Genomic DNA, 24,384 nt, shown 5'->3' with positions numbered 1-24,384 from the left:
TGGTGCTCCTCGGACGAATTGGATCAGCAGGTGGGCAGGACGGCGATGTCGTCCCCACCCTCCAGGTTGAGCCAGGCCCAGGGGATGTAGTTACGTCCGCTGTACTCGACCTGCACCCACCAGGTGCTGCGCTTGTCGTTGTTGTAGATGTAGGCGTACACCTCTTCGCCCCGCACCCGGCAGTACGCCTTCAACCGGTTACCCGGCCGCGCCCACCCGACCTGCCGGTCGTTGTCCTGCCTCGGCACCGAGAAGATCTCATTGCCGTTGCGGCCATCCCGGTCCCGATCGCAGTACGTCGCCTCCGCACCGGAACTCCCGTTGTTGCAGGTGGCTATCCCGAACAACGCATCCGTCGCCTGTGCCCGGCGGGCCGAACCGTCACCGGCCGCGTTCGACGCCGTCACCGTGAACGTGTAGTCCGTCCCCGGCGACAGACCGTTCATCGTGATGCTGGAACAGGGACCACTACGCGCCGTCTGACCCGACCGGGCCAGGGTGCACGTCGCCTGCCCACCACCGGCGTCCACAGTGAACGTCACCGTCGCCGACGTCGCGGTCGCCGACGACCCCGTCACCGTCACCCGAGGCGGCGCCACCGTCCGCGCCGTCGTCGTGGCCTGCGGACCCTCACCCGCCTCGTTGACCGCCCGCACCCGCACCGTCACGTTCTGCCCGTCACCCAGGTCACTGACCGTGGTCTGCGTGTCGGTCACCTCGGTACGCCGCTCACCCACCTCCACCACGTACCCGCTCACCGGCCGACCGTTGGCCGCCGCCGGCGCCCACTGCACCGACACCGTCCCCGACCGGTCCCCGACCGTGCCGGCCCGCAACTCCAGCGGCTCACCCGGCACCGTGAACGGCACCACCGTGTCGCTGACCGGAGACGACTCCGACGCCGCACCCTTGTCGTTGACCGCCACCACCGTGAACGCGTACTGCGTGCCGTACTCCAACTCACCGGCCTTGACCACCAACTCCTCACCGGTCGCCTCACCGACCGGAGCGTTGGTCCCCGCCGACATCGCCGTCACCGCGTACCGGGCGATTCGGATGCCCTGCCCGTTCGCCGCCGGCCAACGCACCACCACCGTGCCGTCCGCGCGGGCCTGCGCCGACACACTCGCCGGCGCGTCCGGCACCGCCGCCGTCGGCGTCACCGGATTACTGCTTCGCGTCGGACCCGCACCCTCGGCGTTGACCGCGTGCACCGCGAACCGGTACGTCTCCCCGTTGGTCAACTCCTTGATCTGCACCGACCGCTGGTTCGCACCCACCTCACGACGCTGCCCGGCACCCTCCACCACATACCGGATGATCTCCGCGCCGTTGGCCGGCGCCGGCCGCCAACTCACCCGCGCCTGCGCGTTCCCGGCCGCCGCACTCACGTTGCGCGGCGCACCCGGCTTACCCACCTGCGGCTTCTTCGGCGGCGGCGGAGGCGGCGGAGGCTCCGCCGGCGGATCACCACCGAGCACGTCATTGGCGTACTTGTCGACCTCCCGCACCAGGTGCGAATCGTCCACCACCCGAGCCGTCGCCGCCTCCGGCGCATTGATGAACAGATGGTTCTCCCGCACCTCCAGGTCCAGCGGCCCCCGCCACCGACCCCGAATCGTGTCCACCAACGTGCCGGCCGCGTCGAACGCGTACACCGTGCCCGACGCCTCGTCCGCACAGTAGAACCGGCCCGCCCAGGCCACCGCCGGACTCAACCGGTCACCCTCACCCGGCACCGTGAACGAGCGCACCTCACCGGCATCGGTGATCGCGTGCACCTGCCGCTGCCCGGCCACCGTCACCGGCACCACCGGCCCACTCGTACGCACCGGCATCGTGCCCGGCCCCGTCAACGTCTCCGCGAGCGCGGTCCGCCGCGTCTCACCCCGCACCACCGTCACCAACGCCCCGGCCGTCCGGTCCAGCACCGCCACACCGTCATCAAGCGTGGAGACCACCAACTCGTGACTGGCCCCCGCCACGTCGTACGTCTCCACCCGCTGCGGCCCCACCTGCGCGCCCCCGGCCGACTTCGACGGCAGCACCGCCGGGGTGATCGCCGAGACCGTGCCCTCGGCCGGCACCGCGATCCACAACCGACCCTTACCGTCGAACGCGCCACCGGTGATCCCAGGCGGATACCGCACCGGCTCACCCACCGGCGCCAACGACCGCGGATCCAACTGGCGCACCACACCCTGCACCGCGTCCACCACGAACGCCGCATCCTCGTGCAACGCCACACTCACACCCAGCCCCGGCGCCGTCGGCGTGGTCGCCGTGATCTGCAACGTCGCCAAGTCCAACGCACTGATCTGACCGGTGTGCAGATCCCGCAGCACCAACACCCGATCCGTCTGCGTCACCTGCATCGGATGCCGCCGACCCGCCGGCACCTCCACCCGCGTGTCCACCCGCGCGGTCACCCCGTTGACCCGCGCCAACTCACTACGCGCCGAACTCCACAACCACGAACTCGCGTCGAAACTGGCCACCGCGTTGTCCGCCGACCCCAGGCCCAGCACGGTCAGACCCATCGCCGCCAGCAACGCCAGCACCGTCCCCACGGTGACCAGACCACCGCGTACCCGCGACCGGGATCGGGCGGTACGGGTCGGAACGGCCTCGTCGGTGCTCGCCACAACCGGCTGCCTCTCGTATCGTCCTGGCCGGTGGCGCCCCCAGACGGCGACCCCTCCCCTGAACCGGGAGCCATCATATGGTCACGCCACGCACCCCGGGAACCCATGCTGTCCGCCGCTGAACACCCAGCGTGGCGTGTCGTCGGCGTGTCCCGCCCCGACTGTCCCACCAGGACCCGCCGGACCCACCGACCGCGAGTGACACTCAGTTCTGACCCGCGCCGGACTCCCGCGTCGTACACACCTGACTGGACGTCGCGAACTCGTTCGTCCCGTACACCGCCAACACCGTAAAGCAGTAGTCCACTCGCGAATTCAACCCGTTCACCGTGTAACTGGTCTGCCCCTGACCCACCGTGGCCAGCACCCCCAACGCCTGCCCGGCCCGCCCACCAGCCACCATGAACGGCACCAACCCGTCCGACGGATCCGTCCACGTCAACCTGATCGTGGCCGCATCATCGCGCAACTCCAACCCCGTCGGCGGCGGACCCGCATCCGCCGCCGACGACTCGGCCGGCGCCGTCGGCGACGCCGCCCGCCGATCGCTCACGATCAACACCCCGAGCCCGATCACCGCGACCACCGCCACCACCACGGCCACGATCGCCACCACGATCGCCGCCCGATTCCGCCCCGACCCCGACTGCGCCACCGGGAACGCCATACCCCCCGCCGACGTGGACTGTGCAGCACCCGGCTGCCCCCAGGCCTGCGGCGGGTACGCGGCGCTCTGCCCGGTCGGGTCGTACTGCTGCTGCCCGCCAACCGCCTGCGGATGCTGCTGGTGCGGGTACTGGTAGGGCTGATGCTGGGTGGGTTCGCCTCCGGGACCGTAACCGGCCGCGCCTGCCGTTGGCGCGGTGCTGGTACCCGGGTAGCCGGGCGGCCCGTAGCCCGCCGGGGTCCCGGCCGGAGGGCCGCTTGCCGGGGCGTATCCGGGACCGCTGGCCGGCGGACTGCTGGCGGGGGCGTACCCAGCATTGCTGGCCGAGGCGTATCCGGGCCCACTCGTCGGCGGGCTGCTGGTCGGGGCGTACCCGGGGCCGCTGATCGGTGGGCTGCTGGCGGGAGCCCACCCGGGTCCGCTGATCGGCGGGCTGCTGGTGGGGGCGTACCCGGGGCCACTTGCTGGCGGGCTGCTCGTCGGGGCGTAACCCGGCGGGCCGCTAACGGGGATGTGACCGGGTGGGCCGCTGACGGGCCCAGGGGCGGTCGATCCGCTGGTCGCCGGGTAGCCGGTCTGCGGGTAGCCCGACTGCTCGACAGCGGGGGTGTGGCTGAAGGGTCCGCCAGGCGGCGGGTAGGTCGGTGCTCCGCTGGCCGGGGGGTAGCCAGGTGAGCCACCGGTCGCCGGATAGTCGGCCGGTGAATGGCCGGCTGGGCTGTGGGCCGTCGCGTCGCCGGACGTCCCACTGACGCTCGAATAGCCGGGCGGTCCGCTGGCGGGCGGATGAGCGAGGGGTGCGGAGCTGAGCGACGGGTAGCCGGTCGGCCCGCTGGTCGGACCCGGCTGAGGCAGCGGCGCGGTCAGATCCTGCGGCCCTGACGTCGAGCTCGTGGCGGGCACGCCGGGGAATCCCGGTGCCGGCGGCTGATGCGTCGAACCGGGGTACGGGGGAGGAGGCGGCGGCCCGCTCGCAGGCACCCAACCGGTCGGCGCACCGCTGGTGGGCGGCGCGCCGACCGGGAGTGCACCAGCCGGTGGCGCACTCGTCGGCGGTGTACTGCTCGAAGGGCCGCTGACCGGCGGCGCGATGACCGGTAGCACGCTGGTCGGTAGCGCGCTCGTCGGTGATCCGCTGCTTGGTAGCGCGCTCGTCGGCGGACTGGTGCGTGGCGGTCCGCTGATCGGCGGGCTACTCGTCGGAGCCGCACTGGTCGGTGGTGCGGTGGGCCCGCTTGCCGGCGGAGCGCTGACGGGAACTGGGTCGATCGAAGGTGCGCCCGAGGCAGGCTCGGCGGCCTGTGGACCGCTGACCTGGGCTGCGGCGGAGGGCGGCCCGCTGGCCGGTGCACCGCTCACCGATTCGTCGCCCGGCAGGACCGCGTCCGAGGCCGGTGACGCGCCCTCAGTTAAACGGCGAGCCCGGGCGGCCCCCTCGGCCAACAGCGGGTCGATCTGCTGCACCCGAACGGTTGGACGCGCCCACTGCGGGCCGCCAGGTGACCCAGGCCCTACCGATGCTCCCTGTTCGTTCGACGACTCCGGCTCAGTCGAGGCTCCTGGCTGAGTAGAGGCCACCGCGCCAGTCGCATCGCTGGCCTCAGCGCCTCGTACCGCCGATGTCGCCGGGTCGGATGACGCTGATCCTGGCGCGACTCGTACCCCCGGCCCGTCCGGCGAAGCCGGCCCGGCCTCGACCGACGTCGAGGCGTCAGGTTCCGGCAGGATCCGGAGCACGCTCGTATCCTCGTCCGCCTCGACGGGCGCAAGGCGCGTCGTCGGTGCGGCGGACGGTGCCGGGTGAGCAACGGTGGGGGGTACCGGCGGTGGTGGAACCTCGCTATCGCGGACCGGCAGCCTCAGCGCGATGGTCGGCTCGGCTGCCTCCGGCGCCGCGACCGGGGGAGCAGCCTGGTCGTGAAGGGCCGTCCGGGCCAGTGGCACCGTCGGAGGCTCCGGCACGACCGGAGGCGGCGGAATGCGCGGCGGTGGAGGCACGACCGGCGGTGCCGGCGGCACGCCAGGGGCATGCGAGCTCGGTACGGCGCGCGGATGCGGCACGGCCGGGGCGGCCGAGGCTGGGACGGAGGGGGCAGCGACACCCTCGCCGAACGGGGACGCCGGCTGGCGGAAGGACCCGGCGGCGGTCGAGGCGTCTTGTGGCTTCCAGGCGGTCGACAGCACCGCGAGCGAGATCGTCGGCTCGTTCAGGACTCCGTGCGCCGGCGCGGGCGCCGGTTCCGACTGGCGAGGAGCGGGCACCGCCGGCTGCGGAGCCGGAGCAGCGTCGCCGAGATACTCGCGCGCCGTGCGTACCGCCGGGTGGTCGGCACCGAGCACCGCGGGGCCGGCAGCGGCCACGCGGGTGTAGTTGCGGCGCGCCTCGTGGCGGTTGCCCAGCTCGTCCGCGACGGACCCCAGCTCGAAGGCCAACGCCAACATCAACGGGTCGGCATGCGGCCACCGCCGCTCCCCGGCCGCGAACGCCTCCTCCAACACCCGCCGCGCCGCGCTCGGATCGTCGGCCTCCCGGTGCAACCTGGCCAATAAGTGCGCGGTGCTCAGCGCGTCCGGATGATCCTTGCCGAGCGACGGCGGCACGGACTCGACGACGTCGGTCAGCAGCTCACGGGCGGCGGCGAGGTTGCCCGCGCCACGCAGCGCCAGAGCCCGCTGCTGAGCGACGGCCAAGGGAGAGGCATGGGACACACCGCCATGCTGCCGGGTACGGGCACCGCGACGCCAGCCGGACCCGTACCGACGGCCCCGCCAGGGCTGGTCAGATCGGCCGGAATCGGTCGCGGGATGCTGATGTGCATGATCCACCGGCGGCGTGTACAGTAACTCCCCGTGCGGCCCGCTGGTCGGCCTCCTGGTGATGGATCACCGAGGTCGACGCGGTAGGCTGGACAGAGCAAGTCCGGGTGGCGGAATGGCAGACGCGCTAGCTTGAGGTGCTAGTGCCCGTATAGGGCGTGGGGGTTCAAGTCCCCCCTCGGACACCAACCATTTCCCCATGAAAGTCCGCTACAGGCTGTGCCTGTACGCGGACTTTCTGTTTTCCGGGGTCGTAGGTCAGGCGTAGCCCGATCTGCCGGTACACCTCGACGCGGTCGGTGGGGTCGGCCTCTCGCAGCACGGTGACGATGTCGCCCAGGGCGGTTACAAGGTCGCTTATCTGCTGTCGTGTCAGGTGTTGGTGAGCCTGTTGAGGCTGGGTTCGGTTGAGCACGGCTCGGTGTCCCACTCGGCAAGCACCATCGCGATGAAGTGATCGATGAGCCATTTTCATCGTGACGGTGCAGGTCACGGGTGGTGCGGGAAGCCGGTGTCCAGGTAGGACGAGGCTCCCGGTAAGACAGCAATCGACCAAGATCAGATGCCCCAACCGGGAGCCTCGCTGTGCTGTCTTACCCTGCCGCGATTCCGTTGTCCACCCGCAGCCTGAACCACCTCGCCGCCCTCATCCGAACCCGCCGCCAGCAGCGACGGTCCCGGTGGCGACGCCTCGCCCCCGGCCGGCAAGCCCTGCTCGCCCTTGCCCACTTGCGCAACGGCGACACCCTGGCCCGCCTGGCCGTCGGATTCGAGATCGGCGTCACGACGGCCTGGCGCTATGTCCGCGAGGCCATCGACCTGCTCGCCGCGACCGCCGGCGACCTGGCCACGGCCATGACCAGGATCCGGCTGCTCGCCTACGCGATCCTCGACGGCACCCTGATCCCGATCGACCGGGTCGCCAACCAGAAGCCGTACTACTCCGGGAAGCACAAGCGTCACGGAGTGAACGTGCAGGTCATCGCCGATGCAGCCGGGCGTCTCGTCTGGGCCTCGGCCGCGCTGCCCGGCTCGACGCACGACCTGACCGCCGCCCGCGCCCACGGCATCATCGACGTCTTGACCAGCGCCGACGTGATGACCTTCGCGGACAAGGGCTATCAAGGCACCCACGGCAGCGTGCGCACCCCGTTCAAGCGGCGCCGCTTCCGGCCGAAGCTGTCATCCCGGCAGAGAGCCGTCAACCGGGCCCACGCGAAGATCCGCGCTCGCGGCGAACGCGCGATCGCCACCCTCAAGACCTGGAAAATCCTGATCAAGCTGCGCTGCTGCCCACGCCGAGCGACCGCGATCGTGCAAGCCATCCTCGTCCTGCACCACGTCGAAGCCGACCGCCACGCACGATGAAAACGCCGGTTCGAGGCGGGGCGGCGGTTGCGGTGGTTGTCGTCGGTGGTGGGGCCGTCGGTGTTGGTGGAGGCGGGGTGTGCGGGTGGTTATTTCCTGGAGGCGGCGCGGGGTGCCGGTTTCACGGTGACGGGGGTGGAGGTGTCTCGGGTGGCGGCGGCGTTTGCCGTGGATCACCTGGGTGTGCCGGTGCGGCAGGGGTATTTCGAGCAGGTCGCGCCGTCGTTGCGGGCGGATGTGGTGTGTGCGTGGCATGTGTTGGAGCACGTGGATGATCCGCGTCGGTTCCTGCGGGCGGCGCGGCAGGTGTTGACGCCGGGTGGGTGGTTGGCGTTGGAGGTGCCGAACATCGCCTCGGCCGCTTCCGGTCGTCTCGGTCACGGCTGGCCCGGCCTGCAACCGGAGTACCACCGCTGGCACTTCACCCCGGCCACCCTGACCCGGATGCTGCGCCAGACCGGCTTCGAGGTCGTCTCGTACGACACGGTCTTCTCCCGGTTCTACTGGCGACCGATGGCGCGCCTGCGGCAGGCCCGGGACCTGCTCGTCGCCGACGTCGCGGCCAGCCGCTCGCCCCGGATGCGCCACCCGCTCCTCGGCGACCTGCTGCGCGTCTTCGCCCGCCGCGACGCCTCGGGGGTGACCCGATGAGCCCCGAGCCCCGCCACCGGGACGCACCGCCGTCCCTCTCCATCCTGCTGACCAGTTGGAACACCCGGGAGCAGACCCGGCAGTGTCTGGAGTCGCTGGCCGCGACCGTGCCACCGGACCTCGACTACGAGGTGGTGGCGGTGGACAACGCCTCCCGCGACGGCTCGGCCGACCTGCTCGCCCGCTCGCCGCGCGTACACCTGATCCGCAACGCCCGCAACGTCGGCTTCGCCGCCGCCGTCAACCAGGCGTACCGGCAGGCGCGCGGCGAGCTGATCCTGCTGCTCAACAGCGACGTCGCCTTCCACCCCGGCGCACTGTCCACCATGGTGACGTTCCTGCGGGACCGGCCCGAGGCGGCCGGTGTCAGCCCGCTCTACCTCAACCCGGACGGCACCTTCCAGCAGCACTACGTGCAGCAGCCCAGCTTCCCGGCGTCGATGGCCCTGGTCACCGCGCTGCGTCGGGTCCCCGGTTTCCGGCAGGCGCTGCACACCTTCCAGATGCGCGGCCAGGACTTCAGCCGCCCCCGACGGCTGGCCTCGGGCAGTTGCATGCTGCTGCGCCGCGCCGCACTGCCCGCGCACCACATCTTCGACGAGCGGTTCCCGGTCTACTGGAACGACGCCATCCTCGCCCGGCAACTCGACCGGGCGGGCCAGCAGTTGTGGATGCTCCCGGACGCCGTGGTGACCCACGTCCGGGGCGCCTCCTGCCGGCTCCTCGGCCCGGCCATCCGCTTCCGCCACCTGCTCGGCAGCCTCGTCGGCTATCTGCGGCTGACCCAGCCCGGTCACCGGGTCGCACTGTTCCGGCTGGTCGTCCTCATCGACCACGCGGTGAAGCGGATCTGCGGACGCCACGTCCAGCTCACCCTCGCCGACCTGCGGGCCGCCCTGCGGGGCGACGTCGGCCCGCTGCCGGACGGCGACATCCGGGACTGGCTGATCGTCTTCACCCGCACCCCCTCCACGGCGGAGGCCGACCAGGCGGTGATCACCGAGTCGCTGCTCGACGACCCGGACCGGCGCCTGCTGCTGGTCGACCCACCGGCGCCCCGCCCACGCTGGCGCAGCCGGATCACCCCCATCGACGACGCCGCCTGGCACCTCACCCCGCCGACCCCGCTGCCCTTCGGCGCACGGTGGCGGACCGCCGACACGGTCAACCGGCGCTTCGCCGCCGCCGCCGTACGACGGTGGCTGGACCGCCAGGCCGGTGCCCGGCTGCTCCGGCTCGACGACGACTCGGCCCGACCCGTGCTCGGCCGCGTCGGTGAGGACGAGGTGCTGCCGGCCGCCCGGCGGGTACCGGTCAGACAGCGGGCCGGTCGTGACTGACCTGGGCAGCCGGGAATCCCGGACCGCCCCGCCCGACGCGGCGGGGGCCGCCGCCGACTGGGTGGTCTACTTCAGCGCCACGCCCTGGCACGGCGGCGCGCACCGGCAGCACGCCCTGGCGCGGCAGCTCGCCACCGGATACCGGGTGCTGTTCGTGGACCCGCCGGGGCTCCGGGTGCGGACCGGCACCACCGTGCGTCGGGTCGAGCCCGCCGTCTGGCACGCCGTGGCGCCCACCCCGGTCCCGTTCGGCCGGCACCTGCCGACGGCCAACGCGGTCAACCGGCGGGTGGCGGTGGCCGCGCTGCGGCGCTGGCTGCGCCACGACCCGGCGGGCGTACGACTGGTCTGGCTGGACGAGGACCTGGCCGCGCCCTGCGCCGACCGGCTCGACGCCGCCGCCGTGGTCTACGACGCGACCGACCTGGACTGGACCTTCACCCGCCGGTGGAACCGGCACCACCTGCGCCGCAGCCTGGACCGGGCGGTCGCCGCCGCCGACCTGGTGCTGGCCTCCTCGGCCGCCCTGCCGACCCGGATGCCGGCCGGTCGACACGCGCCGGTGGTGCTGCCCAACGCCTGCGACCCGGAGCACTTCGCCCCGCAGGGACCGACCGTGCCCCGCCCGGTCGCGGCGTCCCGGCCGCTGATCGGGTACTGCGGTGCCGTCGACACCCGGGCCTTCGACGCCGACCTGGTCGCCACCGTGGCCCGGGCCCACCCCGACTGGACGTTCCTGCTGATCGGCCCGAGCACCGCCGCCGGTCGGGCGCCCCTGGCCGGCCTGGCCAACGTTCTGCTCACCGGCCCGATCCCGTACGCCGACCTGCCGGCGACGCTGCGCGCCTGCGACGTGACGGTGATCCCGTACCGGATCGGCGGGCTGGTGGACTACGTGCACCCGAAAAAGTGCTACGAGTACCTGGCGCTCGGCAAGCCGGTGGTCGCGACACCGCTGCCGGCGTTGACCGCGCTGACCGACGTGGTCCGCCTCGCCGCCGGTCCCGACGAGTTCGCCAGGGCGATCGCCGGGGCGTTGACCGACGCGACCGCCCCGGACCAGCTCGCCCGCCGCCGCGCGGTGGCGACCGCGAACAGTTGGGCCGCCCGGGGCGAGCACCTGCACCGACTGCTCGCGGGGCTGGCCCGGTGAACCGGGTCGTGGTCGGAGTGGGCGTGGCCACCGTCGGGGCCGCGCTCGGCACCGCCGTCTCGCTGGCCACCATGCTGCCCGGGATCATGGCGTTGGCCGCCACCGGTGCGCTGGTCTTCCTCGCCGTCTTCCTGCTCTGGCCGTGGACCGTACTGCCGGTGGGGATCGTCGGCGGCGCGGTGGCCGGCGGCCTGGTCGGCGGGGGAGACGTCCGCACGTACGTGGCGGCGCACCTGCTGCTGCTGGCCGTCGGCGCGACCGCCCTGCTGATCCGCTACGCCTTCGGCATCGGCCGGGGCGGCCGGCGGACGGCCGCCGACACCGGCATGCTGATGGTGATCGGGCTGACCGTCGCCGCCGCCTGCTACGGCCTCGCCATCGGCAACCTGCCCACCGAGGTCGTCGTCGCCGGATACCAGATCGCGATCCTCCCGCTCTATTTCTTCCTGGCCACGCACACCCTCATCACGGATCGCCGGCTGGTCGCCGCCGGGCTGCTCTACGTCGGTGTCGTGGCGGTCCTGGCCGCCATCTCGATGACCGTCCCCGGTCGGCACGGCGGGCTGCTCACCCTGCTCGCCGTCCCGCCCCTGATCTGGTACGCCGGGCGGGCCCGGGGCTGGCGCCGGGTGGCCTCGGTGCTGCTCGCCGGCTTCTTCACCATCGACGTGGTGCTCGCCTCGTACCGGGGCATCTGGCTCGCCGCCGGGGTGACCCTGCTCGTCATGCTGGTCTTCGGCGGCCGGGCGGTCCGCACCGGACTGGCCGCCACCGCCGCCACCGGCTGCGTCGTCGCCGCGCTGCTGGCCCTCGATCCCGGCGTACGCGAGCGCGCGCAGGAGATCGCCACCGGGCTCGAACAGTCCGCCGGTTACCGCGCCTCGGAGTCCGTCGTCGGGCTGGACGTCTTCGCCCAGCGGCCGGTCCTCGGCGCCGGGCTCGGGCAGTCCACCACCGACGTCTACCTGGCCGACTTCGCCCTCACCGACGTCGGCCCGGTCTACCACGCCTTCTACGTCACGTTGCTGGCCAACGTCGGCCTGCTCGGGCTGGCCCTGGTGCTCTGGCCGGTGCTGCGCGGCATCCGGTCCGGGATCGCCGACCGGGACGGCGCGGCCCTGCCGTTCGCGGCCCTGTGCTGCGGTTTCCTCGGCGCGGCGATCTTCGCCGCCCCCACCGACGGGCACTGGGAACTCGGGCTGCTGCCCGCGCTGGCGCTGCTGACCGTCCGCACACGCCGGACCCGGGATCCCGGGCTGCTGCCCTCGCCCACGCGGATCCCCGAGGCGGTGTCGTGATGGTCGACGCGACGGCGATCGTGGTGACGTACAACTCGGCGGGGCAGATCGCCGCCGCGCTCACCGCGCTGCGGCAGGCCGGCCTGCCGGTCCGGCTCGTCGACAACGGCTCCACCGACCGGACCGTCGCGCTGGTCCGGTCCGAATTCCCCGAGGTCACTGTCGTGTCCGGCCAGGGCAACGTGGGCTTCGCCGCCGCCGTCAACCGGGCCGCCTGCGGTGTCCGCAGCGAGGTGCTGCTGCTGGTCAACCCGGACTGCGTGGTGCCGCCGGAGACCGCGCGGGCCCTGGTCGGTGCGGTGCTGGGCCGCCCGGACGTCGGCGTCGCGGGGCCACGACTGCACGACGCCGCCGGCCGGGTGGCGGTCAGCGCGCATCCGTTCGAGACGCTCGGCACGGTGGTGGCCAGCCGGTTCGGCGGGCCGCTGGTGCCGGCGCAGGTACGCCGGTGGCTGGGCGGACGGCACCGCCGGGCGGCGTACGAGGCGTGTCAGCGCGGCGCCGAACCCACCCCGGTCGACTGGGTCTCGGGCGCGTGCCTCGCCGTGCGGACCAGCCTCTTCACCGCCGTCGGCGGGCTCGACGAGGCGTACTTCATGTACTACGAGGACGAGGAACTCTGTCTCCAGGCCCGCCGTCGCGGTGCCGAGGTGCTCTATCTGCCGTCGGTGGCCGCGATCCACAGCGGCGGGGCGAGCAGCAGCGACCCGGCCTGGATCTGGCCGCACCTCTACCGCAGCATGCTGGTGTTCTTCAGCCGTCACCGACCCCGGTCACGACAGGCCGTCCGGGCCGTCGTCCTGCTCCGGGCGCTGCTGGGAGTGGCCCTGGCCACCGTACGGCTGTCCCTGCAACCACGGGCCGGCATCGCGCGGATGCGGGCCTGGACCCGGGTGGGCCGGATCGCGGTCACCCGTCTCCACATCGGAGGAAACCACTGATGCACGTACTGATCACGGTCGTCGGAGCGCGCACCGAGCACTGGATCGACCTGTTCGACTCGCTCTGCGAGCGACCCGACCTGCGGCTCACCGTGCTGGCGGCCGACGTGTCACCGACCACCCGCCGGGAGTTCGAGCGCCTGGAGCGGCGGCACCCCGGCTTCCGGGCGCAGATCCTGCCGCACCGGCTGGGGGAGGGCCGGACCGGTCACATGGCCTCGGTCATGTTCCGCTTCGGCGGCCGCAGCGGACCGCCGGTGTCGCCGCCGCCGGACGTGGTGCACATCATCGGCGAGGCCGCGTACCTGTCGACCTGGCAGGTCCTGCGGATGTGCCGCCGGCACTGGCCGACGGTGCCCACGACGTTGTACGCCGCGCAGAACGTGGTGATCCGCTTCCCCATGCCGTTCCCGGTCCTGGAGCGGTACGCGTACCGCCGGGTCGACATGGTCCTGCCGATCACCCCGGCGGCCCGGCAGGTGCTGCAGGTCAAGGGTTACCGGGGCGCGGTCACGACCGTCCCCCTGGGCGTGGACACCAGGATCTTCCGCCCCCGACCCGAGCCGGACACCACTCGGCCCTTCACGGTCGGCTTCGTGGGCCGGTTCGAGGCGCACAAGGGTGTGCTGGACCTGCTGCGCGCGGCCGAACTCGTCGACTGCGACGTGGTGCTGGTCGGCGAGGGCAGCCTGGACGACGACGTGGACCGGGCCGCGCGACGCCGTCCCGGGCGGGTCCGGCGGTACGGCTGGACCGGCCACACCGAGCTGCCCGACGTGCTGGCGCAGACGAGCGTGCTGGTGCTGCCCGCGCTGGAGATCGTGCAGCGCAACGTGCTGCCGTGGGTCGGCATCCCGCTGCGCGAACAGTTCGGCCGGGTGCTGGTCGAGGCGATGGCCAGCGGCGTCCCGGTGATCGGCAGCGACGTCGGCGAGATCCCGTACGTCGTCGGCGACGCTGGGCTGATCTTTCCCGCCGGGGACGTGACCGCGCTCGCCGACCGGCTCGGCCGGCTGCGCGACGACCCGGCGACCGCCCGCGAGCTGTCCGAGGCCGGGCTGCGCCGGGCGACCGAGGAGTTCGCCTGGGACCGGATCGCCGACCGGCTGGACCGGGTCTGGCGACAACTGCACGAGGAACGAATGTCCATACCCGTCCCGGCGCGAGCCGGTCAGAAGGTCCGCGACGACGCGGACCGAGAGGTGGCCGCGTGATGCGTACCGTCGACTTCAACGACCTGCTGGACACCGCCCGGCGGCGGATCGCCCTGCCGCTGCTCGGTCTGCTCGCCGGGCTGGCGGCGGCCCAGGCGGTGTCGCCGCTGCTGCCGGCCCGGTACGAGGCGCACGCCTCCGTCCTGGTGGTGGCCGACACCCCCGAGGGCGACCGCCCGGCGGAGATGAGCCTCGCGCTCGCCCAGAACCTGGCACCCACCGTCGCCAAGCTGATCGGCTCGCGGGAGGTGGCCGTCGCCGCCGCCGGCCGCCTGGGTCTGCCCGAGGAGGCGGTCACCGGCAACGTGCACGGCACGTTCGAACCCGGCCTCCAGATCGTCACGGTACGGGCCGACGCAGCCTCCGCCGGCCGGGCCGCCGCGATCGCAAACGCCGTCAGCCAGGCCATGGGCGAGCAGTTGGAACGCCTGAAGCTGGGCGGCGACACGGTGGTCACCACGCGGGTGGTGGACACCGCCAGCGTGCCGACCCGGCCCGCGTTCCCCAAGCCGCTGCTCAACAGCGCCCTGGGCGCGCTCGTCGGCCTGCTCGCCGGCTGGGGGGCGACGGTGCTGCGCGACCGCTTCGACCGCCGGCTGCGCGACATCGCGCAGATGGAGTCCCGCCTCGGCCTGCCGGTCGTCGGCGGCCTCCCGCACCTGCCGAAGCGGTTCGCCCGCCACCACGCCGCCGCGCTGTTCGCCCGGCGGGAGATCGCCACCTCGACCCGGGCCACAGTTTCGGCACTCAGTGTGCTCACTACCTCGTCCCGACGCCGCCTGCTGGTCACCAGCGCGCACGACGACGACGGCGCCACGCTGGTCAGCGCCCTGCTCGGGCTGGCCATGGCGGCCGAGCGACGCAAGGTCACCGTGATCGACGCGGCGGTCCGCGACCCCGCCCTGGCCGGACACTTCCCGGACGCCTCGTTCACCTGGCAGCAGGTCCGGACCGGACAGCACGCCCCGGTGCCGACGCCCGACCTGCCGACGCTGACGGTCCTGCCGACCGAGCCACGGGAGAGCCTGACCACCATGCACGCGCGGGAACTCGGCCAGTTGCTCGACGTCCTGGCGGACACCGAGGACTGCGTGATCGTGCACGCGCCACCGGTGCTGGCCGGGTGCGACACCGCGACCCTCGCCGACCACGTCGACGGGGTGCTGCTCGTGGTGGCGGCCGGACAGACGAACCTGACCGAGGCGGCGCGGGCGGCCCGGCTGGTGCGCCGCCTGAACCTGCCGCTGGCGGGCATCGTCGCCGTCGGGGCGATCGACCGGGTCGGCCGTCCCGGTGCCGACGAGGTGACGCCGACGACCCTGCCGGGCAGCACGAGCCTGCGGCCCGTGCGGCGGGCGCCGTCGGGCGCGCACCGGGTCCGCGAGGTGCCCTCGGGCGGGGTGCACCGGGCCCGGGAACTACCGCCGGTGTCCCCGGCGGGTCCGTCGACGTCGCCCGAGCCGGCCCGGACCGGCCCGCCGCCCGGCGGTGACCAGACCGTACCCTTCGAGGTGGTCAGCGACGTGCGCCCGACGCCCGCCCGCGTCGACCACCTCACCCCGGCACCCGCCCGCGTCGACCACCTCACGCCGGCGCCACCCCGACAGGCCCACCCGGACGTCGCGGTCACGGCCCGTTGGCGCTCGGGGCCGCCCTCACCGATCGACGACGTGGCGCCCTGGTCCACCCCGCTGGTGGCGGGCGGACGCGAAGCGGTCGGTTCGGCCCTGGGCCGACCGTTGGCACCGCGCGCGGAGACGTCCGGACGGGTCCACCGGTCCGCCTCGGCGGCACCGATCGAGCCCGCGCCGTTGCGCCGTCCGGCGGACTCGCCGGTGGCCCCGCAGTACGTCCGTGGCGAACCGGTCTCCGACCTCGACCACCACCGACACACCACACCCGACGGTCCCCGCTGGCCGTCCAACTGAACCCGCACCGAGTACCGATCAAGGAGTAACCGATGAGCGAGACGCTCACCCACCTGCCGTCCACTCTCAGCGACCCGCGGGCGTTGTACTGCGACCTGCTGAAGAAGGCGCTGACCCGATACGTCTTCCAGGAGACGTGGATGCCCTACCAGCCCCGGGCGGCGTCGCTGCACGGCCGGGTGTACGCCCGGTACAAGCACCTGCTGCAACGGCGCGGCCTGGAACTGGTGCTGAAGTTCCCGTTCGACGCCGACGCGCGGGCCAACGGTCGGGACTGGCCGCCGGAGGCGGACACGATGATCGGCCTGCGCCGGCTCGACAACCTGGAGCGGTGCCTGCGGGACGTGCTGGCACAGGACGTACCGGGTGACCTGATCGAGACCGGGGTGTGGCGTGGCGGCGCGGTCATCTTCATGCGCGGCATGTTGCAGGCGTACGGCGACCAGAGCCGCTCGGTCTGGGTGGCGGACTCGTTCCGTGGCCTGCCCAAGCCGGAGGCGCACCGCACCGAGGACGTCGAGGACGCGCTCTGGACGCAGCCGTTCCTCGCCGTCTCACTCGACCAGGTCAAGAACAACTTCCGCCGGTACGGGCTCCTCGACGACCGGGTGCACTTCCTGCCCGGATGGTTCAAGGACACCCTGCCCACCGCGCCGGTCGAGCGGCTCTCGCTCATCCGGCTCGACGGCGACCTGTACGACTCGACCATGGTCGCGCTGCGCAGCCTCTACCCGAAGCTCTCCGTCGGCGGATACGTCATCGTGGACGACTACCACGCGGTACGCGGCTGCAAGCAGGCCGTCGACGACTTCCGGGCCGAGCACGGCATCACCGACGAGCTGCACCAGGTCGACTGGACCTGCCGGTACTGGCAGCGGACGAGGTGAACCGCTCAGTTCGGCACTGACGTGGCGGACCGGCTCGCGAACCACTCGTCGAGCCGGTCCTCGCGTACCGCCGCGAACAGGGCGGCGGACCGCTCCTCGTCCAGCAGCACCGACGAGCCGGCCGGGGTGGTCAGGTCGGTGTCGGCGGCGGGGACGGTGACGAACCGCAGGGACGACGCCGAGATCCGCCGGACCGCCAGCACCAGCTCGGTGAGGTCGAGGTCCTGGTCCACGGTCAACGACTCCGCCGTGGTGGTCAGCACCCGGTCCAGTCGGGCCGGATCGGTGAGCAGGTTCTCCGAGGTGACCTTCTCCACGATGGCCCGTACCACGAACTGCTGGTTCTTGATCCGACCGAAGTCGCCGCCGGGCACGTGGTGCCGCTGCCGCATCAGGTCGTCGGTGTTGCGCCCGTCGAGCTGATTGCAGCCGATCGGCCACCGGGTGGCGGTGTCGGTGGAGAGCACCTCGTACGGCAGGCAGACCGTGATGCCGCCGATCGCGTCGACGATCCGCCGGACTGCGGCGAAGTTGGCCACCAGCACACCGTCGATGGTCACGCCGGTGAGCCGGTGCACGGTCTCGGCGGCCAACGAGGCCCCGCCGAACGCCAGCGCCGCATTGATCTTGTTCTTGCCTCCGGCCCAGCTGCCCTCCCGCGCCGGAACGTCGACGTAGCTGTCCCGGGGAATCGACACCACCGTGGCGGCGTCGCGCGTGGCGTTCAGGTGCACCAGCATGATGGTGTCCGACCGCTGCCCCGGGTAGAGGCCCTGGTCCGGCTCGCCGTCACGCGAGTCCGAGCCGAGCAGCAGCAGGTTCAGCGGCCCCTCGGCCCACCGCTCGTCGTCGCGGGGCGCGGTGCCTCGGCCGAGGATGTCCTCCCGCTGCACCCGGCCCTCGTACCGGTGCTTGAGGCCGACGCCGAGCGTCACCAGCCCGGCGCAGGCGACCCCGAGCAGCGCGACCAGGGCGATCGTGGCCTTCTGCCACTCCGCCAGCCGTCGTCGGATGCTCGCCGGTGCGATGTCGTTCGTCATGTCGATCAGCGCTTTCTCGTCTCCGGTCCGGGCTCGCGCCGACGCGGCGACCGTCCGTCGGCCGCCCTACGGCGGACCACTTGATCAATCAATTATCTCCCAAATGGTGTATATCGGTGCAAAAGCTGCAATCCTGCGGCGGTGATCGCGACGCGCCGTGGCGAGGTGGGCGTGGCGCGGACGCAGGCTTGGGCTTGGGCTTGGACGAGGGTGCGTGGTGGCGGCGGGCTGCCGGCGGTCGACCTGACCCCCCTCGGTCCCTTTGCTCTGCTTACGCGGACGCTACGGCCGGGATGCCGCAAGGGGGCCGTTGCGTGGGTTGAAGCAGAGCAAAGGGGCCGAGGGGGGCAGGGGTCGGCGGCGGCGGCGGGATGAGGGCCGGCGGCGGGACAGGAGGACGGCGGGGGAGAGGGGGGCGGGAGAGGGTGGCGGGGACCGGGACGGCGAATGCGGGCGGCGGGGAGCGTCGGGCGCTCGCGGACCCGCCGTGCTAATTCGTATTAGCGTCTTGACCGCCGGGTAACCACACGCGCAGACTCATCGATCACATGAACCGGTTCGGGGCGAGTATTCGCAGCGTATCGGCTGCTCGCCGTGGGTGACTGGCGTCCGCTGACCCGTCCCGCCCGGTCCCGTCCCCCTGCCCCCGTCGTCCATCCTGAACGGAGGGAACGATGACCCGTACCCCTGAGAGCCCCTTCACCCGACGCACGCTGCTGCGCGGTGTGGCGGCGGCCGGTCTCGCGACCGCGACCACCGGTGCCGGCCTCGCCGTCACGTCCGCACCGGCCGCCGCCGCACCCGCCGGTTTCCCCAACTACCGGTACGTCCGGGACGCGCTGCCCGCGTCGTTGCGCTACAACCCGACCCGGGAGTTCATCTTCCCGTGCGTCCGTGGCGTCTACGACAAGGTCAGCAACTATCTCGGCCGCTACTACCTCTACTATGCGCCGCACGACGCGCCGGGCGGCATCTGCCTCGCCTACGCCAACCGGCTCGAAGGCCCCTACACCGAGTATTCCGGCAATCCGGTCATCGACCGGGTGCTGCCGACCACGACGGTGAGCCACGTGTCGTCCCCGCACGTCATCTGGGACGCCCCGACGCGGCAGTTCTACCTGTACTTCCACGGCGAGAACTTCACCACCCGGGTGGCCCGCTCCACCGACGGCGTCCGGTTCACCGACGAGACCCCGATCCTGTCGACCCGGCTGGTGCCGAACACCACCGAGACCTCGTACGCGCGGGTCTTCGAGCACTCGGTGGCGGGCAAGGGCAACCGCTACGTGATGGTCTTCATGGGTGCCCACACCATCGGACCCGGCACCCGGAAGATCTTCTGGGGCTGGTCGCCGAACGGCTGGAGCGGTTGGCAGTTCGCGCCGAACCCGCTGGTGTCGCCCGCCGGTGACGGCCTCACCGACATCTCCGCGCCGCACCTGCTCAAGCGCAACGGCACGGCGTACCTGGCATACCACGGCAACAACGGCAACATGTACCTCACCGAGGTCGGCAACAACTTCGACCGCGAGGTGCACCTCGGCGTCTTCCACCGGCCGATCGCCTCGGACAACGGCCGGGTGGCGTCACCGGCGTTCGGCACCGACGGCGGCGTGTCGTACATGCTCTACGAGGCCGGACCCCGCCTGAACGCCCGCATCTGCGTGGCCCGCGAGGTCTAGGGACACCGCCGACCGGCCCTTCGCGGGCCGGTCGGCGGGATACCGCTCAGCCCTTGAGGCCGGTGTGCGCCAGGCCCTCGACGAACTGCTTCTGCGCGATCACGAAGACCACCAGCACCGGCAGCGCCGTCATCGACGCCGCCGCGAGCTGCACGTCCCACATCGGTCCGCCGTACGCGTCGACGAACTGGGTGAGCGCCTGCGGCAGGGTGAACTTCTCCGGTGTGGAGAGGAACACGATCGGTTCCAGGTAGAGGTTCCAGCTGTGCAGGAAGGTGAAGATGGCGACCGCGCCCAGCGCGGGCCGGGACAGCGGCAGCGCGATCCGCCAGAAGGTGGCGAACCGGCCCAGCCCGTCGACCCGGGCCGCCTCCTCCAACTCCCCGGGCAGGGCGAGGAAGAACTGCCGCATGATGAACGTCGCCAGCACGCTCGGCGCGCCGAGGATCGGCACCAGGATCAGCGGCCAGTGCGTGTCGATCAGCCCGAGCCGGAAGAACATCTGGAACAACGGCACGATCGTCACCTCGCTCGGGATGAGCAACCCGGCGAGGACGACCAGGAACAGCACGTTCTGGCCCCGGAAGCGGATGCGCGCGAAGGCGTACCCGGCCAGGGCCGCCACCGCCAGCGTGCCGACGGTGACCACCAGCGCGATGTAGAGGCTGTTGAGGTACTGCTGCCCGAAGGGTTGCAGGTCGAACACCCGCTGGTAGGCGTCGAGCCGGGGATCGACCGGCAGCAGTTGCGGCGGGAAGGCGAAGATGTCCGCCACCGGCTTCAGCGACGAGGTGACCATCCACCAGGTCGGGAAGACGAAGGGTACGGCCAGCACCAGCAGCGCCCCGTAGAGCACGAGCTTGGTCCGGGGCGACAGGTCACGACTCATGGAAGACCCACCTCTTGCGCATCTGCCACTGCGCCACGGTCAGCGCGAGGACGATGCCGAACAGCACGATCGACAGGGTGGCGCCGTAGCCGAAGTGGTGGAACTGGAACGCCTGCTGGTACAGGTAGTAGACGAGCACCGTGGTCGAGGTGCCCGGACCGCCCTGGGTGAGCACCGCGATCTGGGCGAAGACCTGGAGCGAACCCACCACCGTGATGATCGAGGTGAGCAGGATCGTCGGGCTGATCAGTGGCACGGTGATCCGCCAGAACTGGCGCAGCCGGCTGGCCCCGTCCACCTCGGCCGCCTCGTACAGCTCGGCGGGCACGCCCTGGAGGGCGGCCAGGAACAGCACCATGTTCAGGCCGACGTTCTTGAACACCTGCACGACGACGACCGAGAACATGGCGGTGGCCTCGCCGCGCAGCCAGTTCGGTCCGTCCACGCCGATCGTGTCGAGCAGGCCGTTGACGCCGCCGTTGTCCTGCAACAGGAAGCCCCAGACGATCGTCCAGGCCACCAGCGACACCACGACGGGGGAGAAGAACAGCGTGCGGAACACGATCGTGCCGCGCAGCTTCTGGTTGAGCAGGACAGCCAGCAGCAGGGCCAGGGCCAGGTTGAACACCACCAGGCCGACGGAGAAGAGCCCGGTGGCCCGCAGCACCGAGCCGAGGTTCGGGTCGTCGGCGAGCGCCGCGTAGTTGTCGGTGCCGACGAAGTCGAACGTGCCGGCGAGCACGTTCCACTCGTGCAGGCTGTACCAGACGACGAGGGCCAGGGGCAGGATCACGAAGACGGCGCTGCCGAGCAACTGCGGGGCGATGAACAGGTAGCCGGTGAGGTGGTCGCGGCGGCGGCCGGTCCAGAACGGCCGGGCCCGGTCCGGGGCGGACCCGGCCGTGGCCGGGTCCACCCTGGTGTCCGTACGGGTCATCGGTCGCCTTACTTCGCCAGCAACGGCTGGATCTTGCCGCAGACCCCGTCCAGGACGGCCCTGACGTCCGCGTCGGCCTTCCACAGCGGGTCCAGACCGGCGCGGACCTGCTGGCTGATCTCGGCCTGCCCGGCGTGACTGGGCTTGACCACGCCGTTGGTGATCCCGTCGATGACGACCTTCTGCAACTGCTCCGGTTCGAGCTTCGGGTTCGTCTTGGCCAGCGTGTCGGCGGTCAACTGGGACTGGCGCGGCGGCGGGAAGAACTGGGCCAGCTTGGCGGAGTTGGTGGGGTTGGTGAGGAAGGCCAGGAAGTCGGCGGCGGCCTCGGCGTTCGGGCTGCGCTTGAGCACCCCGATGCCGGCCTGTCCGACCACCGCGTACGGCCCCTTCGGCCCGGCGGGCAGCGGGACCAGGTCCCAGGCGAACCCGTCGTCCTCGAGCAGCGACGCGCGGGAGATCTGGGTGATGGTCATGGCGGCGTCACCGGCGAAGAAGTCGGCGGTGGTGCCCGGGCCGGGCAACGCCTTGTCGGTGAAGACGGCACGGTGCAGCCGCGTCATCGCCTCGACCATCTCGGGTTCGGCGAAGCCGCAGGTCCTGCCGTCCTCGCTCCAGGCCCGAGCACCCCACCCGGTCCAGATCGTGGACAGGTTGCTCCAGTCCTTGTAGTCGAAGTCGCGGATCACCAGCCCGGCCTTGCCGGTCGCGGCCTGGGTGGCACCGGCCGCGCCGAAGGCGTTGTCCCAGGTCCACTGGCCGGCCTCGATCAGCTCGGCCGGGGTCCGCTGGTCGGCCTGCTTGAGCAGGTCGGTGTTGACGAAGACGCCGAACGGCGAGGTGGAGAAGGGGTACGCGTACAGCTTGCCGTCGTCCTGCCAGAGCTTGAGGGTGGCCGGCAGGATGTCGTCGTACTGGTAGCCGTCGGTCTTCTTGAGGGTCTCGTCGAGTGGCAGCAGCGCGCCGGAGGCGACGAAGTCGGGCGCCGAGTTCTCGAACACCCAGGCCAGGTCGGGGGCGTTGCCGCCGGCGATCTGGGTGGTCAGCGCCGTGGTGTACGTGTCGAACGGCAGCGGATCGAAGGTGATCTGCGTGACGTCGGGATTGTTCTGGCGGTACTCGTCGGCGATCTCGTTGAACAGCGCCAGATGCGCCTCGTTGGCCGACCAGACGGTGACCCGCAGGGTGGCCGGGCCGCTGTCCTGCGTCTCACCGCCGCCGCAGGCGGACATGGCGAGAACGCCGGTCAGCGCCGTGGCGACAACGCGTATTCCCTTTCCTGATCTCATCGTCTCTCCTCACCGGGGGGTCAGTAGCCCGCGATCTCCGGCCACCGGCATTCGACGCCGGCGGCCGTGACGCGGTCGGTGAACTCGGCCAGCAGCCGGGGGGTGCCGCGGACCGCGCGCGGGGACTCGCCCCGCGCCAGACAGAAGTCGGCGAGCAGACCGGCGACCTCGCCGACGTTCCACTCGACCGGGTGCAGCCGGTAGCTGCCGTTGGTGACGTGCGTGGTGCCGATGTTCTTGCCGGCCGGCAGCAGGTTCTCCATCCGCTGCGGGATCAGCGCGCCGAGTGGGATCTCGAACGGGCAGGACCCGACGTCGATGTAGTTGTCGCCGCCGGTCGACGGGTGCAGGTCGATGCGGTACATCCCGACGCCGATCGAGTCGGGGTACCGCACGGCGCCGTGTGCGCCGCGTACCGCGAGGGAGAGGTCCTGCTCCACCACGGTGTACTCGGCCCTGATCCGGCGCGACTCCCGGATGTAGGGCGCCTGGGCCAGACCGGCCGGGTTGCCGGTCACGTCGCCGCGCAACCGCAGCCCGGGGAAGCCGGTGCCGCCGTCGGGTCGCGGTGCCTCGGTCTGCAACCAGTAGAAGAGGGAGTACGACAGTTCGCGTGCCTTGGCCAGGTGCCACGACGCGTTGGGCACGTCGATGACCGGGCCCTCGAAGTAGTCGATCATCGGCCAGTTGACCAGGGTGATGTCGCTGGCGTACGCGCCGTCGACGAAGTTGCGCCGGGCGGCGATCCGGCGGAACGTCCACAGGTTGCCGTCGCCGGGGTTGACGCGCTGGTCGGCGTTGACCGCCCAGGGCTCGTCGTCCGGGTTCGGGGTGAAGCTGCGCTCCAGGATCTCCAGGGTGCGCGGGTTCGGCGAGCGCCAGGAGAGCAGCCGGTCACCCCAGAAGTCGGGCTTGTAGTCGCGCCAGAAGTCGTAGCCGGCGGGCCGGTCGATGGTGTGATCCCCGTCGACGTGGTCGATGGCGAAGCAGACCGACACGGCCTGCATGTTCATCGGCTGCGCCTCGGCCGGGGCGCTCGGCTCACCGGTCTGCTCCCGCGACTCGAAGCCGGTGACGTACTCGGTGCCGGTCAGCGGCAGCAACTCGCCGGTCTCGGTGGCGTCCAGCACGTACGGCGCGGTGACGTCGATGCGGTCCTCGCGGTCCCGGTGCGCCAGCGTGACGCCGGTGACCCGGTCCCCGTCGGTGGCCGCCGCCACCGGCCGGTACGGCTGGAGCACGGTCAACCGGCCCGAGCCCCGGTACGGCGCGAGCATCTGTTCCAGCACGGCGACGGCCACCCGTGGCTCGTGGCAGAGCCGGCTGACCCAGCCGGCGCCCGGATTCAGGTCGGTCCAGGACCGGGAGCGTTCGGTGAGCGGGTAGTGCCGTCGGTAGTAGTCGCGGATGCCGGTGCGTAGCGCCCGGTAGCTGGCGGTGGCACCGAACTGCTCGATCCAGGAGTGCTCGTCGGGCGGGACGGCCTGGCTGGTGAGCTGCCCGCCGAGCCAGTCGAACTCCTCGGTCAGGATCACCGACCGACCGGCCCGGGCCGCCGCGAGCGCGGCGGCGACCCCGCCCAGTCCGCCGCCGACGATGAGGACGTCCGCACGCATCTGTGCCACTTGCTTCCTTCCA

Annotated in this window: 19 protein-coding genes, 1 tRNA gene and 1 pseudogene; 13 read left to right on the top strand and 8 right to left on the bottom strand. The window is 72.0% G+C overall.

Translation table 11 applies throughout. The annotated features are described in order from the left end of the window. Positions 1–23 precede the first annotated feature (23 nt). Together HUT12_RS21330 and HUT12_RS21325 are read right to left on the bottom strand one after the other, a co-directional pair. Positions 24–2,645 carry a fibronectin type III domain-containing protein gene (locus HUT12_RS21330; protein ID WP_254876915.1) on the bottom strand — a complete coding sequence of 874 codons (2,622 nt, stop codon included), beginning with the start codon at positions 2,643–2,645 and terminating at the stop codon, positions 24–26. A gap of 205 nt (positions 2,646–2,850) precedes the next feature. Continuing rightward, positions 2,851–3,312 carry a fibronectin type III domain-containing protein gene (locus tag HUT12_RS21325; RefSeq protein WP_176095895.1) on the bottom strand — a complete coding sequence of 154 codons (462 nt, stop codon included), beginning with the start codon at positions 3,310–3,312 and terminating at the stop codon, positions 2,851–2,853. Positions 3,313–3,628: 316 nt separating this feature from the next. Between HUT12_RS21325 and HUT12_RS21320 the strand changes: the two genes are divergently transcribed. Together HUT12_RS21320 and HUT12_RS21315 are read left to right on the top strand one after the other, a co-directional pair. Beyond that, positions 3,629–3,802, top strand: coding sequence for a hypothetical protein (locus HUT12_RS21320; protein WP_176092179.1), 174 nt, complete (start codon positions 3,629–3,631; stop codon positions 3,800–3,802). Between the two features lie 427 nt (positions 3,803–4,229). Continuing rightward, the gene (locus HUT12_RS21315) at positions 4,230–4,391 is read left to right on the top strand and encodes a hypothetical protein (RefSeq protein WP_176092178.1); all 162 of its coding nucleotides are present in this window, start codon (positions 4,230–4,232) and stop codon (positions 4,389–4,391) included. Between the two features lie 1,171 nt (positions 4,392–5,562). Here the strand turns inward: HUT12_RS21315 and HUT12_RS21310 are convergent. Next, a pseudogene (locus tag HUT12_RS21310) lies at positions 5,563–6,021 on the bottom strand (tetratricopeptide repeat protein); the annotation flags it as partial. A 209-nt stretch (positions 6,022–6,230) separates the two neighbouring features. Here HUT12_RS21310 and HUT12_RS21305 point away from each other — a divergent pair. The 10 genes from HUT12_RS21305 (at position 6,231) to HUT12_RS21260 (ending at position 16,909) form a co-directional block, all read left to right on the top strand. After that, a tRNA-Leu gene (locus HUT12_RS21305) sits at positions 6,231–6,317 on the top strand. Between the two features lie 397 nt (positions 6,318–6,714). Then, a complete protein-coding gene (locus tag HUT12_RS21300; protein ID WP_176092643.1) occupies positions 6,715–7,497 on the top strand; it encodes a transposase family protein in 783 nt (260 codons plus the stop codon). Positions 7,498–7,542: 45 nt separating this feature from the next. Beyond that, the gene (locus HUT12_RS21295) at positions 7,543–8,148 is read left to right on the top strand and encodes a class I SAM-dependent methyltransferase (RefSeq protein WP_176094503.1); all 606 of its coding nucleotides are present in this window, start codon (positions 7,543–7,545) and stop codon (positions 8,146–8,148) included. After that, positions 8,145–9,488, top strand: a complete 1,344-nt coding sequence (locus HUT12_RS21290) for a glycosyltransferase family 2 protein (protein WP_217706030.1) — start codon at positions 8,145–8,147, stop codon at positions 9,486–9,488. The genes HUT12_RS21295 and HUT12_RS21290 overlap by 4 nt, the downstream gene beginning before the upstream one ends. Further along, complete coding sequence (locus HUT12_RS21285; protein ID WP_176094502.1) at positions 9,481–10,641, top strand: glycosyltransferase; 1,161 nt, start codon at positions 9,481–9,483, stop codon at positions 10,639–10,641. The genes HUT12_RS21290 and HUT12_RS21285 overlap by 8 nt, the downstream gene beginning before the upstream one ends. Before the next feature lie 23 nt (positions 10,642–10,664). Next, on the top strand, positions 10,665–11,939 hold the full coding sequence (locus HUT12_RS21280; protein ID WP_176094501.1) for an O-antigen ligase: 1,275 nt from the start codon (positions 10,665–10,667) through the stop codon (positions 11,937–11,939). Beyond that, on the top strand, positions 11,939–12,880 hold the full coding sequence (locus HUT12_RS21275; protein WP_176094500.1) for a glycosyltransferase family 2 protein: 942 nt from the start codon (positions 11,939–11,941) through the stop codon (positions 12,878–12,880). Before HUT12_RS21280 ends, HUT12_RS21275 begins: the two co-directional genes overlap by 1 nt. Next, positions 12,880–14,094 carry a glycosyltransferase family 4 protein gene (locus HUT12_RS21270; protein WP_176094499.1) on the top strand — a complete coding sequence of 405 codons (1,215 nt, stop codon included), beginning with the start codon at positions 12,880–12,882 and terminating at the stop codon, positions 14,092–14,094. The genes HUT12_RS21275 and HUT12_RS21270 overlap by 1 nt, the downstream gene beginning before the upstream one ends. Then, complete coding sequence (locus HUT12_RS21265) at positions 14,094–16,022, top strand: hypothetical protein (protein ID WP_176094498.1); 1,929 nt, start codon at positions 14,094–14,096, stop codon at positions 16,020–16,022. The genes HUT12_RS21270 and HUT12_RS21265 overlap by 1 nt, the downstream gene beginning before the upstream one ends. 32 nt (positions 16,023–16,054) lie before the next feature. Continuing rightward, on the top strand, positions 16,055–16,909 hold the full coding sequence (locus tag HUT12_RS21260; protein WP_131052933.1) for a TylF/MycF family methyltransferase: 855 nt from the start codon (positions 16,055–16,057) through the stop codon (positions 16,907–16,909). 5 nt (positions 16,910–16,914) lie between these two features. Here HUT12_RS21260 and HUT12_RS21255 read toward each other — a convergent pair whose 3' ends face one another. Then, positions 16,915–17,949 carry an LCP family protein gene (locus HUT12_RS21255; protein WP_176094497.1) on the bottom strand — a complete coding sequence of 345 codons (1,035 nt, stop codon included), beginning with the start codon at positions 17,947–17,949 and terminating at the stop codon, positions 16,915–16,917. Between the two features lie 674 nt (positions 17,950–18,623). Between HUT12_RS21255 and HUT12_RS21250 the strand changes: the two genes are divergently transcribed. Then, a complete protein-coding gene (locus HUT12_RS21250; RefSeq protein WP_176094496.1) occupies positions 18,624–19,631 on the top strand; it encodes a hypothetical protein in 1,008 nt (335 codons plus the stop codon). 46 nt (positions 19,632–19,677) lie between these two features. On the opposite strand, the gene HUT12_RS21245 is transcribed toward HUT12_RS21250, so the two are convergent. From HUT12_RS21245 to HUT12_RS21230, 4 genes are read right to left on the bottom strand one after another with little or no spacing between them, the layout of a single operon-like run. Continuing rightward, positions 19,678–20,520: a carbohydrate ABC transporter permease gene (locus tag HUT12_RS21245; RefSeq protein WP_131052930.1), complete on the bottom strand. Its 843-nt coding sequence runs from the start codon at positions 20,518–20,520 to the stop codon at positions 19,678–19,680. Further along, the gene (locus HUT12_RS21240; protein WP_131052929.1) at positions 20,510–21,457 is read right to left on the bottom strand and encodes a carbohydrate ABC transporter permease; all 948 of its coding nucleotides are present in this window, start codon (positions 21,455–21,457) and stop codon (positions 20,510–20,512) included. Before HUT12_RS21240 ends, HUT12_RS21245 begins: the two co-directional genes overlap by 11 nt. Positions 21,458–21,465: 8 nt before the next feature. Then, positions 21,466–22,746 carry an ABC transporter substrate-binding protein gene (locus HUT12_RS21235; protein ID WP_131052928.1) on the bottom strand — a complete coding sequence of 427 codons (1,281 nt, stop codon included), beginning with the start codon at positions 22,744–22,746 and terminating at the stop codon, positions 21,466–21,468. Positions 22,747–22,766: 20 nt separating this feature from the next. Continuing rightward, positions 22,767–24,362, bottom strand: coding sequence for an FAD-dependent oxidoreductase (locus HUT12_RS21230; RefSeq protein WP_176095894.1), 1,596 nt, complete (start codon positions 24,360–24,362; stop codon positions 22,767–22,769). Positions 24,363–24,384 lie beyond the last annotated feature (22 nt).

The organism is Verrucosispora sp. NA02020, from assembly GCF_013364215.1.
Lineage (GTDB): Bacteria > Actinomycetota > Actinomycetes > Mycobacteriales > Micromonosporaceae > Micromonospora.
The sequence above is the reverse complement of the archived record's forward strand: the minus strand, read 5'-3'. Positions and strand labels throughout refer to the sequence as shown.

What these genes read in the sequence shown, in the direction of transcription:
- HUT12_RS21250 (WP_176094496.1), top strand. Translation starts at nt 18,624, where the DNA reads ATGACCCGTACCCCTGAGAGCCCCTTCACCCGACGCACGCTGCTGCGC.
- HUT12_RS21230 (WP_176095894.1), bottom strand. Translation starts at nt 24,362, where the DNA reads ATGCGTGCGGACGTCCTCATCGTCGGCGGCGGACTGGGCGGGGTCGCC.
- HUT12_RS21270 (WP_176094499.1), top strand. Translation starts at nt 12,880, where the DNA reads ATGCACGTACTGATCACGGTCGTCGGAGCGCGCACCGAGCACTGGATC.
- HUT12_RS21290 (WP_217706030.1), top strand. Translation starts at nt 8,145, where the DNA reads ATGAGCCCCGAGCCCCGCCACCGGGACGCACCGCCGTCCCTCTCCATC.
- HUT12_RS21240 (WP_131052929.1), bottom strand. Translation starts at nt 21,457, where the DNA reads ATGACCCGTACGGACACCAGGGTGGACCCGGCCACGGCCGGGTCCGCC.
- HUT12_RS21260 (WP_131052933.1), top strand. Translation starts at nt 16,055, where the DNA reads ATGAGCGAGACGCTCACCCACCTGCCGTCCACTCTCAGCGACCCGCGG.
- HUT12_RS21325 (WP_176095895.1), bottom strand. Translation starts at nt 3,312, where the DNA reads ATGGCGTTCCCGGTGGCGCAGTCGGGGTCGGGGCGGAATCGGGCGGCG.
- HUT12_RS21235 (WP_131052928.1), bottom strand. Translation starts at nt 22,746, where the DNA reads ATGAGATCAGGAAAGGGAATACGCGTTGTCGCCACGGCGCTGACCGGC.
- HUT12_RS21255 (WP_176094497.1), bottom strand. Translation starts at nt 17,949, where the DNA reads ATGACGAACGACATCGCACCGGCGAGCATCCGACGACGGCTGGCGGAG.
- HUT12_RS21265 (WP_176094498.1), top strand. Translation starts at nt 14,094, where the DNA reads ATGCGTACCGTCGACTTCAACGACCTGCTGGACACCGCCCGGCGGCGG.
- HUT12_RS21275 (WP_176094500.1), top strand. Translation starts at nt 11,939, where the DNA reads ATGGTCGACGCGACGGCGATCGTGGTGACGTACAACTCGGCGGGGCAG.
- HUT12_RS21245 (WP_131052930.1), bottom strand. Translation starts at nt 20,520, where the DNA reads ATGAGTCGTGACCTGTCGCCCCGGACCAAGCTCGTGCTCTACGGGGCG.